This window comes from Adhaeribacter sp. (genome assembly GCF_057359045.1).
Genome location: NZ_JBMQUD010000111.1, coordinates 39,563 through 53,493 on the forward strand (window position 1 = coordinate 39,563; position 13,931 = coordinate 53,493).

General features: G+C 44.7%; 11 protein-coding genes, 1 tRNA gene and 1 pseudogene. 7 read left to right on the forward strand and 6 right to left on the reverse strand.

Features of this window, described 5'->3' with window-relative positions:
- Positions 1–56 precede the first annotated feature (56 nt).
- The 3 genes from ACO1R6_RS16800 to ACO1R6_RS16810 are packed head-to-tail and all read left to right on the forward strand — an operon-like array spanning position 57 to position 2,564.
- On the forward strand, positions 57–758 hold the full coding sequence (locus ACO1R6_RS16800; protein ID WP_486266161.1) for an ABC transporter ATP-binding protein: 702 nt from the start codon (positions 57–59) through the stop codon (positions 756–758).
- A gap of 37 nt (positions 759–795) precedes the next feature.
- Positions 796–1,812 carry a sensor histidine kinase gene (locus ACO1R6_RS16805; RefSeq protein ID WP_486266162.1) on the forward strand — a complete coding sequence of 339 codons (1,017 nt, stop codon included), beginning with the start codon at positions 796–798 and terminating at the stop codon, positions 1,810–1,812.
- Positions 1,809–2,564, forward strand: coding sequence for a LytR/AlgR family response regulator transcription factor (locus tag ACO1R6_RS16810; RefSeq protein ID WP_486266164.1), 756 nt, complete (start codon positions 1,809–1,811; stop codon positions 2,562–2,564). Before ACO1R6_RS16805 ends, ACO1R6_RS16810 begins: the two co-directional genes overlap by 4 nt.
- Positions 2,565–2,756: 192 nt before the next feature.
- Here the strand turns inward: ACO1R6_RS16810 and ACO1R6_RS16815 are convergent, their stop codons facing one another.
- The 5 genes from ACO1R6_RS16815 to ACO1R6_RS16835 form a co-directional block, all read right to left on the reverse strand.
- The gene (locus tag ACO1R6_RS16815) at positions 2,757–3,728 is read right to left on the reverse strand and encodes a DUF2279 domain-containing protein (protein WP_486266165.1); all 972 of its coding nucleotides are present in this window, start codon (positions 3,726–3,728) and stop codon (positions 2,757–2,759) included.
- Between the two features lie 194 nt (positions 3,729–3,922).
- On the reverse strand, positions 3,923–7,114 hold the full coding sequence (locus ACO1R6_RS16820; protein WP_486266166.1) for an efflux RND transporter permease subunit: 3,192 nt from the start codon (positions 7,112–7,114) through the stop codon (positions 3,923–3,925).
- 198 nt (positions 7,115–7,312) lie between these two features.
- The gene (locus tag ACO1R6_RS16825; protein ID WP_486266167.1) at positions 7,313–8,449 is read right to left on the reverse strand and encodes an efflux RND transporter periplasmic adaptor subunit; all 1,137 of its coding nucleotides are present in this window, start codon (positions 8,447–8,449) and stop codon (positions 7,313–7,315) included.
- 28 nt (positions 8,450–8,477) lie between these two features.
- Entirely contained in the window at positions 8,478–9,827 is a 1,350-nt protein-coding gene (locus ACO1R6_RS16830; protein WP_486266168.1) for a TolC family protein, read from the reverse strand.
- A gap of 150 nt (positions 9,828–9,977) precedes the next feature.
- Positions 9,978–10,571 (reverse strand): TetR/AcrR family transcriptional regulator, encoded by a 594-nt coding sequence (locus ACO1R6_RS16835; RefSeq protein WP_486266169.1) that lies wholly within the window; start codon positions 10,569–10,571, stop codon positions 9,978–9,980.
- Between the two features lie 514 nt (positions 10,572–11,085).
- Between ACO1R6_RS16835 and pheS the strand changes: the two genes are divergently transcribed.
- The 4 genes from pheS (at position 11,086) to ACO1R6_RS16855 (ending at position 13,679) form a co-directional block, all read left to right on the forward strand.
- Positions 11,086–12,099: a phenylalanine--tRNA ligase subunit alpha gene (gene pheS / locus ACO1R6_RS16840; RefSeq protein WP_486266170.1), complete on the forward strand. Its 1,014-nt coding sequence runs from the start codon at positions 11,086–11,088 to the stop codon at positions 12,097–12,099.
- Positions 12,100–12,234: 135 nt separating this feature from the next.
- On the forward strand, positions 12,235–13,086 hold the full coding sequence (locus ACO1R6_RS16845) for a 3-hydroxyacyl-CoA dehydrogenase NAD-binding domain-containing protein (RefSeq protein ID WP_486266171.1): 852 nt from the start codon (positions 12,235–12,237) through the stop codon (positions 13,084–13,086).
- Entirely contained in the window at positions 13,073–13,498 is a 426-nt protein-coding gene (locus tag ACO1R6_RS16850) for a QcrA and Rieske domain-containing protein (RefSeq protein ID WP_486266172.1), read from the forward strand. Before ACO1R6_RS16845 ends, ACO1R6_RS16850 begins: the two co-directional genes overlap by 14 nt.
- Before the next feature lie 107 nt (positions 13,499–13,605).
- Positions 13,606–13,679 (forward strand) — tRNA-Asn (locus ACO1R6_RS16855).
- 120 nt (positions 13,680–13,799) lie between these two features.
- Here the strand turns inward: ACO1R6_RS16855 and ACO1R6_RS16860 are convergent.
- Positions 13,800–13,919: pseudogene (locus ACO1R6_RS16860) on the reverse strand (transposase); the annotation flags it as partial.
- Between the last annotated feature and the right edge of the window lie 12 nt (positions 13,920–13,931).

Here is a 13,931-nt window from a genome sequence, read left to right on the forward strand (position 1 = left end):
TTTAATATTGTCAAAATTCTAATTTCTAATTTTCAACTCCTAACTCATAACTGTAGATGGAAACCATACTCCGAACTACGAATTTGAATAAATATTTTTATGAACCGCAAAAATTTCAGGTACTCCAAAATATTAACCTAGAGGTGCAGCGAGGCGAATTTGTGTCGTTGGTAGGCAAATCGGGCTGCGGGAAATCTACTTTGCTGTACCTGATTTCTACCATGGATACCGATTACGAAGGCACACTGGAAATAAACCAAACCGTACTAACCGGCAAAAAACAAAACGAACTGGCCCGGTTCCGGAACGAACACATTGGCTTTGTATTTCAGTTTCACTTTTTGCTGCCCGAATTTTCGGTTCTGCAGAACGTGATGATTCCGGCTTTAAAACTAAGCCGGTACACGCCCAAAGAAATTGAAGAACGGGCTTACCAGAAATTGCAGATTTTAGGCGTACAGGACCACGCCCACAAACCGGCCAGCAAGCTTTCGGGCGGACAGCAGCAACGGGTAGCCATTGCCCGTGCCCTTATTAACGACCCCAGCATTATTATGGGCGACGAACCCACCGGCAATCTCGATTCCCAGAACACACAGGTGGTTTTTGATATTTTCCGGCACCTTACCCAGGATTTAGGCCAAACCATTATTACCGTTACCCACGACCCGGAATTTGCCGCTAACTCCGACCGGATAATAGAAATGAGCGACGGACAAATTATTAGCAGTAGTTTGCCCGCCACCGCCAGCAGATAAATTTGTAAATTCCCCAAAGTTGGTAGTAACAAACCCCATGACCCATTTAAGAATTTCCAAAAATTTTATTTACACCAATGGCGTTTTGCTGTGCCTGGCTCTTTTGGGGGCTTTAATCCGGTACGTTCGCTTTCCCAAAATTACTTTAGACCTACACCTGGGCATGTTTGGGGTTTCGCTGGTGGTAATTGCCACTATCTGGTATTTTTTTAAATACCTGGATAGTTTTCTGAATAAAGTATATCCCTACGAGCGGAGCATTCCTGGCCGCATGGCCATTCAAACTATTTTGGGCCTGGTATATATTTTGCTGGTGCGGGCCTTTGTTTTTTGGTGGGGTGCGCCCAAATTACCTATCCAGATAGATGATTTATTTCGCTTATCAACCTATATTCTGTATATTCTAATTTCAGTAGTGCTTAACTTAGGCTTCTTTGCCAATTATTTCCTGAGTCAATGGAAAATAAGTATTCAGCAGGCCGAGCGGCTGGAAAGGGAAAAAACGCAGGTGCAGTTCGATAATTTAAAAAACCAGCTGAATCCGCATTTCTTGTTTAATGCTCTTACTTCGCTTAACAGTTTAATCTTTGAAGATCAGCAGTTGGCTTCGGACTTTTTACAAAATCTATCCAAAGTTTACCGGTATGTACTCCAAAATAAAGACAAAGAACTGGTGAGTTTACAAACCGAAATAGACTTTATCCGCAGTTATATTTTTTTGTTGGAGACCCGTTTTGCCACAGCCATTAAAATCGACATTGCTATTCCGGACGCTGTTCAGCAAAAAGAGATTGTGCCGGTTACATTACAAATTCTGGTTCAAAATGCCATTAAACACAATATAATTCAATTTAACCGACCTTTACATATTAAAATTATGGCCGACCAAGAATATTTAAGTGTCCGGAATAATTTACAACCCAAGAAATTGATTGAGAACTCGAATAAACAAGGCCTCGAAAACCTAACGTCCTTGTATAAATTTATTTCTAAAGCCCCCGTTTTGGTAGCAGCCGATGCCGAAAATTTTACCGTTAAAGTCCCGCTGATATGAATATTCTGATTATTGAGGATGAACCCCTAGTTGCCCGCGGCTTGGCCAAATTGGTGCAGCTATTGGAACCTACTGCGCATTTATTGGCTATCCTGGAAAACGTAGAAGCCAGCGTAGATTGGCTGCGCCATAACCAAACACCCGATTTAATTTTATCTGACATTCAGTTATCCGACGGCATTAGTTTTGATATTTTTAAACAAGTAGACCCTGGCTGTCCTATTATTTTTACTACTGCCTACGACGAGTACGCTCTTAAAGCTTTTAAGCTCAACAGCATCGATTATTTATTAAAACCCATAGATAGAACCGAGCTGGCCAAAGCTCTGGAAAAATACAAGAATCAGCAAAACACTAAATTAGCCGCCGAGCAGGTAAAGCATTTATTACAAACAATGGTAGGCCACACGGTAAAATACAAAGATCGTTTTTTGGCAGTGCACAAAAACGCCCTGGTACCCGTATCAACTACTAATGTTGCGTTGTTCCGGAAAGAAGAACTTATTTTTATGTATACCTGGCAAAACCAGAAATATGTGGTGGAGCAGGATACCCTCGACGAAATAGAACACCTCCTCGACCCTACTCTTTATTACCGGGTAAACCGGCAAACTATTGCTCACATAAACACCGTGGGTAAAATCCAAAGTACTTACAAAGGCCTTGCGGTTACTTTAAAGCCGCCTTTTAACCAGGAACTGGACATTAGCCGCGACAAAGCCACTAGTTTTAAAAAATGGCTGGAAGGGTAATTATCGTTATTTGTTGTGAGTTATTCGATGCCCAGACATGCGCTTAATAAATAGTAATTATGCTTCAGAAGCTAATATTTGCCAGCTGTTCCATCATTTAAGGTGTAGCAAGGTTAAATTAATGGCCACCATTACGCCCTTGCAGGGCTTTTCTATTGCAGAAGTAGAACTTCGGATTACTGTAATAAAATTCTAAAAATGAATGGCATGGGCTTTTAGTTTTCCTTCCGATATTTCTAAGGCAGGCAACGGGAATTTAACGGAGTTCAGGGCAAATAATACCGTTTTCAGGGCTTTACTGCGGGTGTTTATCTTGGTTAAATCAATATCGGGTGCGATATACCATTGGCGGTAGCGTTTTAAATCGCTGCGGTCAAAAACAATAACGCCATTGTGGTAGCCAATATTATCGTAGGTACCAAACATGTTTTCGGCTCCGTAGCCCACCGCAACATTTAGCCAGGCCGGAATTTTAGAAGCCTGCGTAACCGACTTTAAATTAAAACTGAGCCAGTAAGTTTGGGAATTGTGGTCTTTTAATAATCGCTCGGCAGTTGTGTTGCCAAATACAATATTTGCGCGGTTATCTAAATCGGTGGCATAAGTACGCGGACTGGCCGAAAATTTAAATTGCACTTTCTGCTCTTTCCAGGCCAATTCCTGGGCAGCAAATAAAGTAATACCGGCTACATTGGCTCCCATATCCGTCCAACTCCAGCCCCAATCCGATTTGTGGCCGTCGAGGTATTCTTTGGCAGATAAATACGCCAAACTGGTAGCACTACTTAAACCCACCGCCTGCCGCCTTGACAATCCGGCCCACTCCCAAGCTTCGGTAAGCCACCGGCTGGCGGTATAGGCAATAAAAGCGTGTTCGTTTTTGTCGAGTTGTTGCCAGGCTTTGCTATCGTTTACGGTATGAAAGTTTTTGCTGTATTCGTAGTTCGATATTTTGGTAAAAAGGACCAGCGAGCCCGCCATGCCGGCTACCGAAGCGCCACCCACCAACCATTTTCTTTTAGCTAGATCAGAGTTATCGGGCGGTGTCGATAATCCGGTATCAGTGTTATTTAAACGGGTATCTGTTGCAGACAAAGTTTGGGTTTGAGCCCATACTACTTGCGACAACTTTAATAAAAATAAGGTTAGTAAAAGTTTTTTCAAGTTAAACAGCGTTAAATGAGGTAGTGTTACCTAAGCAAATATAATATTATTCAGATTGATTGCTGATTTTGATTATTTATTTGAGCAATAAAATATACACCATTAAACTTTATTTTAATTTAACAGAGAAAAGCAGCAATAAAAAAAGCCCTGCCAATTAAATGGCAGGGCTTCTGTTTTAATTATAGAAAATACTAATGTGCAAAACCTTCGCCGTCGTGGTCGTAATCAACTTTCGGGTACAGTTCCTTTAGTTCCTGCAGTTTCTTTTTACCGTAGGCAAAGCGGGTAATTACCAAAAACAATACTGGTACGGCAAAGAGCGCCAGGAATGTAGCCGAAAGCATACCGCCCACCACAGTCCAGCCAATGGTTTGGCGGGCTACGGCTCCCGCGCCGGCAGCAAAGGCCAGCGGCAACACGCCCAGAATAAACGCAAGCGATGTCATGATAATAGGCCGCAGACGCAGTCTAACCGCCTCCAGGGTAGCTTCTAATATATCTACGCCGTGGTCTACGCGTTCTTTGGCAAACTCTACAATCAGAATAGCATTTTTAGCCGCCAACCCGATTAAGGTAATCAAACCAATCTGGGCATACACGTTATTAGAAAGTTTAGGCAAAAATATTAAGGCTACAATGGCCCCAAAGGCACCCAAAGGCACCGCCAATAATACTGAGAAAGGCACCGACCAACTTTCGTAAAGGGCTGCCAACAACAGAAAAACCAGTGTTATAGACAACGCAAATATATACACGGTACTGTTACCCGACGACAATTCTTCTCGGCTTAAGCCGGAGAACTCGTAGCCGTAGCCGGCCGGCAATACCCGGGCCGCCACTTCCTCTAAAGCCTGAATAGCTTGTCCGGAGCTGTAACCAGGGGCCGCATTACCGTTAATTTCGGTAGACCGGAAAAGGTTATAATGCGATATTACCGGCGCACTTTCTATTACTTTATGCGACACCAAAGCACTAAGCGGCACCGACTGTCCTTGCCGGTTAAGCACATAATATTGCTGTAGATCTTCAATATCGTCCCGGAAAGCGGTATCGGCCTGGGCAACCACCCTAAAGTTACGGCCATACATGGTAAAGTCGTTTACGTACTGGCTTCCCATGTAGGTACTCATCGTCGAGAAAACATCGGTTAACGACACGCCCAGCTTTTTAACTTTTTCGCGGTCTACCTCTAACTGGTAACCCGGCGTACGGGCCGTAAAGAAGGTAAAAGCACCCGTAATTTCGGGCCGTTTACGCACCTCCGCCAAAAAGTTATTTACCACGCCTTCAAACGCCTTAATATCGTCGGTACTTTCGCGCTGCTGCAACATAAAACTAAAACCACCCGTTTGGCCTAAACCCGGAATAGCCGGCGGCGGCACTACCACAATATTGGCATCCTTAATCTTGGCAAACTTGGCCTGTAATACGCCCATAATACCAAATAATTGCTGCTCTGCTTCTTTGCGTTCGGCCCAGGGCTTTAACTGCACAAAAATGGTTCCGCTGTTCGATTTAATCGAAAAGTTTAACACGTTTAAACCCGCAATAGCCGAATAATTATTAACGCCCGGCGTGGTACGCAACTCTTCCGAAATTTGCTTTAATACGGCAATGGTCCGGTTGCTGGAAGCCGCCTGGGGCAATTCAAAGGTTACAAATAAACGGCCTTCGTCTTCGGTAGGAATAAAACCGGTTGGTTTGCTCTGGAATAAACCAATGGTACCGGCATACACACACACGAGTAAAATAAGCACCAGCGGCGCAGCTTTAATACTGCGGCGTACGCCATTAGAGTAAGAATGGGTAACGCGGGCAAACCATTGGTTAAACTTGTAGAAAAACTTATTTAAACCCCGGGAGTTCTCGTCGAGTTTCATGGGGCGGAGCATAAGCGAGCACAAAGCCGGTGTAAGCGTAAGCGCCACAAAAGCCGAAATTAAAACCGAAATAGCAATGGTAATGGCAAACTGCTGGTACAAACGGCCCACAATACCCGGTACAAAACCTACCGGAATAAATACGGCGGCCAGTATTAACGCAATGGCAATTACCGGTGCCGTAATATCTTTCATGGCTTTACGGGTAGCTTCTTTCGCCGATAACCCTTCGTGGTCGATGTAGTGCTGCACCGCTTCTACCACCACAATGGCATCGTCTACCACAATACCAATAGCCAACACAAAACCAAATAAGGTAAGCGTATTAATGGTAAAGCCCAGCGGAATAAAGAAGATAAAGGTACCCACAATAGAAACCGGAATTGCCAGAATTGGTACCAGCGTAGCCCGCCAGTTTTGCAGGAACAGGAACACGACTAAAATTACCAGCACCAGGGCTTCTACCAGCGTATGCATTACTTCTTCAATAGAAACCTGCACCACCGTTACCGACTCGAAAGATACTTTGTAATCCATATCGGTCGGGAAGGTTTTTTTCAGACGATCCAGGGCCGCATATACACCTTCGGCGGTTTCCAGGGCGTTGCTGCCCGGCGATTGATAAACGAGCAAAAAGGTAGCCGGCTTACCATTTACAAATGCTTGCCGGGTATAACCAAAACTACCCAGTTCCAACCGGGCCACATCGCGCAAATAAACCAACGAGCCATCTTCGGGCCGGGTCCGGACTACAATATTTTCGAACTGCTCCTGGTTGGTTAAGCGGCCATTTACCGTTAGTGGGTATTCAAATGCCTGGGTAGAATATTGCGGTGCGCCCCCCACCGAACCGGCGGCCACCTGTACGTTTTGTTCCCGCAACGCAGCGGCCACTTCAATAGGACTTACGCCCATTTGGGCTAATTTATCGGGGCGTAACCACACCCGCATACTAAACTCCTCGCCTACGGTGTTAATATCGCCAACACCCGGTACCCGCAAAATTGCGTCCCGAATATAAATATTGGTGTAGTTATCCAGGAATTTAATATCGTGGGTACCATTAGGCGAGTAAAAAGTTACTACCATCATAATGGTTGGATTCCGTTTCCGAACCGTTAAACCCAAGCGCCGTACTTCTTCGGGTAAACGAGGTTCGGCAATACTTACCCGGTTTTGTACGTCCAGGGTGGCAATATTCACATCGGTACCCACTTCAAAGTTTACGTTCATCGAAATCTGACCGGTACTGGTACTGTTCGACGATAAATAAGTCATGCCGGGGGTACCGTTTATCTGGGTTTCAACGGGCGTAGCCACTGTTTGCTCCACCGTTTGGGCATCGGCACCGGTATAGTTCCCTTGTATCGAAACTACTGGCGGCGTAATATTCGGGTACTGGCTAACCGGCAGGTTTAATATCGACAACGTACCCACCAGCATAATTACCAGCGAGATAACAATGGCGGTAACCGGCCTTCTTATAAATACTTCTGATATCATTTCTTTATATAAATGAGTTATTTTTTTGAATGACTGATTGAGCGCATGAGCGATTGAGTAGATGGGGAAGTGAATAATGCTGCGGATGAATACCGGTTTGATTCATCCGGGATAAACAATATTTAAAATGGCAAAAATATATACTGCTCAACCATTTAAAATCTATTCACGCCTCCGCTCACTCACTCATTCACCCGTTTATTTACCGGCTGGTGGTCCGGCTGGCGGCTGCGGTGCACCTAACGTAATTTTTGCGCCCGGCCGAAGCTTTTGAATACCCTCTACCACAATTTTATCGCCGGAGGCTAATCCTTCGCGCACTACTACTTTATCGGCCACCTTAGACCCCAAAGCTACCCGGTTCTGTACCACAGAATCGCCCTGAATAACAAAGGCATAAAACTCACCCATTTGTTCGGTTACAGCTTTATAAGGAATTACCAGTTGCTGGCCTATATCTTCGTTGCGTACCTGCAAAAGCGTAGTCAGGCCGGGAATTAAGGTCCGATCCGGATTGGGGAAACTAACCCGTACGGTTATGGTACCAGTTTGGGGGTTAATGGCCCGGTCAATGGCCTGAATTTTACCCGGATAAGGATACATTTTACCATTGGTAAACTGAACCGTAAAAACAGAGTCGTTGGCGGGTCTGTTTTGTAAACGGGTAAAGCGGGGTACATCGTTTTCGGTTATGACCACCTCTACGGCAATGGGATTATCGGCCGAGATGGTGTTTATCAGGGTTTGGCCCGGCGTAACCTGGCTGCCAATTTTTACCTGGGCAATACCAATGCGGCCGCTCATGGGCGCTGTAATAACCGAATAGCGCAAATTGGTAGAAGCCCCCGAAACACCTGCCTGGGCGGCGGCTACCTGGGCTTGTGCGGTACTTAACTCGGCCCGGGCATAATCTACCCGTTGCCGGGCTACGGCATCCTGGCGGGCCAGGTTCTCGTAACGTTCGGCATCCTGGCGGGCTCTTTCGAGGTTAGCCTGGGTACTGCGTAAATTGGCTTGTGCCTGGTTATATGCCGCCTGGTATTGGGTGCGATCTATTTCGTATAACTTTTGTCCTTTGGTTACCATCTGGCCATCCTGCACGTAGCTGTTGGTAATGTAGCCACTTACCTGGGGCCGGAGTTCTACCTCATTTAAAGCCACTACCCGCGCTGGGTATGTATCGGTACCAATTACCCGCTCCTGCTGTACGGTATAAGCATTTACCGGCACCGGTGCATTCTGCGGGCTCTGCGGGGTGTTACCCGATTTTCCGCAGGAAGTAGCAAACAGGGCTCCGGCAACCAACAGCGTTATAGAAAATACATTTCGTATCATATTGTAAGAATATTTAAAGCTAGAGAAGTTAAATTACACTAATGGTTCCTTGGGCGCGCTGCAGATCTAATTTACTGGCCAGCACCCGGTACAAGGCATTGTAATAATTAAGTTGGGTTACCCGCAAATCGGTTTCGGCTGTAATCAAGTCGAGGTAGGTTTTAATCCCTTCGTTGTACTGCAGCTTTATAATGCGGTAAACATCTTCGGCCAGGGCAACATTGCTGCGGGTAGTGAGCCACTCATTTAAATCGCTTTTGTAATTAGCCAGCGCCTGGTCGTACTCTGAGCTAATCCGGTTACGTATATTGGTTATTTCTACTTCCAGGCTTTGGTCTATTAACTCGGCCCGGCGCAGGTTCTGAATCCGGCGCGTACCCTGAAAAATAGGCACCCCCACACTTAAACCAATTAAAGCGTTTGGAAACGACTGGTTAAATAAATCGCCGAACTGGTTGTTTTGGTTTACCAGATTATAATTACCAAATGCCGATACATTGGGTAAAAAGCCCCAACGGTAATAATTTACACTTAAGCCCTGTAACTGCCTTAAAGTCTGGAGTTGCTGGTATTCTATCCGGTTATTAAACTTAACGCCCGCGGTGGTATCAACCGGAATATTGCCTTCCATCTGGCTATAATCAAAGGTTAACTGCAACGGCTTTTCGGGAGCCAGGCCCATTAATTCTTTTAAATAAGTAAGCTTAGATTTTGCCGATTCCAGGGTACGTTTGCGATCGCTGCGGATATTGGCCAGGGTTATACTGGCCCGCTGGAAATCGGTTTTATCTACCAGGCCTTGCTCATACTGGGCCCGGGCATCTTTTAGTTGTTTTTCCTGCCGGATAATGGCTTCATCCAGAATACGCTGTTGCTCCAGGGTAAGCAACACATCGTAAAATGCCTTACTTACCGTAACTACCGTAGTTATTTTGGTATTCAGGGTATTCTGGTCGTTTTGTAGCCGCACAAAGCGGGCGGCCCGGGTGGCCTGCAGCACATCGTTGTTGTAAATGGTTTGGTTGGCTTGCAGGGCCAGCGTAGACGTGTTCGCAACTCCCAACGTACGCGGCGTTGGCGGACCACCATCGAGCGACAGCAACGTAACCGGCATTTTAAGATAGTGCTGTAAGTTATACTGCAAGCCTATCTGCGGCAGCCAACCGGCTAAATTGGCTTTAATTTCGCGCTCGGCAATTTCTTCATCGAGTTGGGCAATCTTTACCGCCGGCCGGTTTTGCAGCGCAAAGGCCAGACATTGCTCCAACGTAAAGCTACCCGGGTTAGGTTGGTTATTGTTATTTGTTTGCGCTGCAACTATATAAGGGTTAAAAAACAGCCCTACTAGCAGCGGCAACAAAAAGTTTATTTTTTTCATGTTATAGTAAAGTGGTAAAAAATAGATATGCTGATTTGCGGTATAATATTTTCCGGAAGCAAACTAGGAACTAACAAATGGCTGTAAGCGGAATAAGTAGGTAATACTTAAACATAAAATGAAACCCGCCTTTACCTGGTGCTGTAGCAGCTAGCCAACTGCTTCGGGGGCACTTTGGTTCTTCATGCCGTCCCAAATAATCTGGGCTATTTGCTTAAGCTCAGTCTCGCCAATATTAATCCGGCGACAGAGGTGAATTTTTGCGGCATTTACCACCGACCCATGAATAATAGAACTCAGGATTAAATGGTTAAGCGGCTTTAGAATACCGTTATCTACGCCAGCTTTTATTAAATCCCGAAATGTTATCTGGAAACGCTCGTTTTCCGTTAAAGGGTCGCGGGTACTGTACGGCGAGTTAACAAACTGCTCCATAAAAAAAAGCGCATTCGGATTTTCTATGTAAAAAAGGCAATGGCTAATCCAGAAATTGAAAAAACGGTCTTTAAAAGCCATATCTTCATTATCGTCTTGTAGCATGGAGTTCAGCATTTTATCCCGGACAAAAGCATACACTTCCATAATTAAAGTATCCTTGCTATCAAAATGGTGATAAATGGTACCTGCCGCCACACCGGCTGTTTTAGCAATCTGACTCATCGGGGTACCATGGAAACCGTATTCTCTTACTAAAGCAAGCGTACTCTCAAAAATGGCCTTCTTCTTATCCGAAATATTCTCCAAAGCTAGTAGTAAACACACCCAAATGAACGTTCATTCGGTTGGCAAATTAAAATAGATTTTTCAACTTAACTATATATTTATTCAACTTTTTTAAAATATTATTCTCTGTAGTTAAATATATATCAATAACTGAATGGTTTAAGTACAACTGCACCAATATACTATTTACACTCTGCCCCACTGGCTATCTGTCAGCAATCTGCTCATTATCAACAAGATAAAACAATTACTATTTACACACTTTTGATTTTAAACTTTACGCGGTAAAACTTATGGCTAATTATATGGCTATTTACCTGCCCGGATTATTAAACTAACAGAAAGGTAAATAGTTCTGGTTGTAGCTGCTTTTTACCGGTAAAAAAGGCTTCTAAGGGTTATACATTGATATTTTAAGGGCTATAAGCAACTGTTTAGAAGCTACGGAACTAAGAATTTGTGGCGTATCCGGTTGCTTAAACTTCTGCCCTTATAGAAATAGCACGTAAGCTAATAAGTGCCTATATTTGCGCTTATGTACGAGAAAGTAAACCAAATAGCCCAGGAAGTTGCCGCTTTTGCTGTGCAAAACAAAGAAGAGTTGGAGCAGTTCCGGATTTTATATACCGGCCGGAAAGGCCAGATTGCCGATCTTTTTGACAACATTAAAAATATACCGCCCGACCAACGGAAAGCCTACGGCCAGGAGGTAAATAAATTAAAAGAAGCCGCGCTGGCTAAATTTGCCCAGGCTCAGGAACAACTGGAAGCTCAAAGCAGCCGCCAGGAATTAACTATTGATTTTACTTTGCCGCCCGTACCGGATACCTTGGGTACCCGCCACCCACTTACGGTGGTGCGCGAAGAAATAATCCGGATTTTTGAACGTATTGGTTTTAACTTATCGGAAGGTCCCGAAATAGAAGACGACTGGCATAATTTTACGGCCCTGAACTTCCCCGAAAACCATCCGGCCCGCGATATGCAGGATACGTTTTTTGTAGAAGACAACATGCTGCTGCGTACGCATACTTCCAGCGTGCAGGTACGGGTAATGGAAAACCAGAAACCGCCTATCCGCACTTTATCGCCGGGACGTGTTTTCCGGAACGAAGCTATTTCAGCGCGGGCTCACTGCGTGTTTCACCAGGTAGAAGGTTTGTTTATTGATGAAAACGTCAGTTTTGCCGACCTGAAGCAAACCCTTTATTACTTTGTGCAGGAAATGTTTGGTGCAGAAACCAAAATCCGGTTCCGGCCCTCGTTCTTCCCTTTTACCGAGCCCAGCGCTGAGATTGATATTTCGTGCCTGATTTGTAAAGGAGCCGGGTGTAATATTTGCAAGCAAAGCGGTTGGGTAGAAATTGGCGGTTCCGGCATGGTAGACCCAGCTGTATTACAAAACTGCGGTATCGATCCCGAAAAATATTCTGGTTTTGCTTTTGGTATGGGCATTGAGCGGATAACCATGTTGCGTTACCAAATAAAAGATCTGCGTTTATTCACTGAAAACGATATCCGGTTCCTGCGGCAGTTTCAGGCGTTGTAGTTAGCGGTGTACTGCCTCGCCGGATCTGGGTTGCCCTAAACTCCAATATTTTCATGGCTATAATTAGCCCCAGCAACTTATAGCCATGAAAACCGAATAACAATTAACGAACAACAACTAAAGACTAATAAAACCATGGATACGGTAAAAACAATTGGCGTAGTGGGTGCCGGAACCATGGGTACGGGCATTGCCCAGGTATGTGCCCAGGCCGGTTTTAAAACCTTATTGTTTGATATAAACGACAGCGCTCTGGCTTCTGCCCAAAATACTATTACCCAAAACCTGGCTAAAAGTCGTGAAAAGGGCACCTTATCTGCTGCTGCCGAAAAAGCAACCCTGGCGCAACTAATATTTACCCCCGACACCCTGGACCTGACTGTAGATTTGGTAATAGAAGCGGCAGTAGAAAAGCTGGAAGTAAAGCAGGGTATTTTTAAAGAACTCGCCGATATAAATGCGCCGGATTGTATTTTGGCCACAAATACCTCCTCCATCTCCATTACCAAAATTGCTACCGGCCTGCCCTACCCCGAGCGCCTGGTTGGCCTGCACTTTTTTAATCCGGCTGCTTTAATGCCGCTTGTAGAAATAATTGCGGGGGCTGCTACATCTGCAAAAACATTAAATACCGTAACTGATCTGGTTCTGGAATTAAATAAAAAGCCCGTGCAGGTGCAAGATAGTCCGGGTTTTATCGTTAACCGGGTAGCCCGGCCGTACTACCTGGAGGCGCTTAAGGTATTGGAAGAAGGCGTAGCCAATCACGAAACCATTGATAAATTACTGGAAGCAACTGGTTTTAAAATGGGGCCTTTCCGGCTAATGGATTTAATTGGCAACGATGTAAATTTAGCGGTTACGTCTTCTCTGTTTCAGGCTTTTCACTACGAAGCCAAGTTTCGGCCCAGCCGTATCCAGGAACAGAAAGTAGAAGCCGGTTTCCTGGGACGCAAAACCGGCAAAGGATTTTATGATTATTCGTAAGTTTTTCCGCTTTTTATTTATTCTTGTTTTTTTTTCCGGTTGTAAGGATAATACGGCTGCCCCTTTTATCCCGAATGTATTAGTAAACGAGCAGCTTAATCTTACGAATATTCAGTATAATGCTTTGCGGCAGATAAACGGCTATGTATACCTCAGAGGTGGAGTACGGGGCATTATTGTTATTCGGGCAGATGCCAACCGCTACCGGGCCATTGAACGCAACTGCACGCACAAACCCGAAGACGAAAAATGCTCTACGGTAGAGGTGGATGCTTCTAATTTATTTCTGCTGGATCCCTGCTGCGGCTCACAATTTGATTTAAGCGGACAGGTTACCGGCGGCCCGGCTTCTTATCCGTTGCGGCAATATGCCACCACCCTTCAAGGTAATTTCCTGTATATCACGAACTAATAATAAAAGAATAAAAAAAGATTAATTTTTTCTAAAAAAGGCTTGCATCGTACCCGAAAGCGCCGTAATATTGCATCCGAATTCAGCGCTAAAGCAGAATAACAAACTCCTCCTTAGCTCAGTTGGTTAGAGCACATGACTGTTAATCATGGGGTCCTTGGTTCAAGCCCAAGAGGGGGAGCTTCAAAAGCCACTTACAGGATAAAACTTGTAAGTGGCTTTTTTGTTTGCACCCATTTCTAAATTAATTGAATCAAGAAAAAATTTGAGGGGATTAATATTTTAAGCATTGGTAATAGTGCTAAGAATAAAACTTAGCGAGTCTGAAGAGAAAAAAGGTAGTATCTCTAACGCCTCTGGAAGTGGTACGAAAAGCATTAGCTTTAGTATTGAAGGACTCTGCTGATGCATTGGTGCTTTTGTGGCTGAAGAA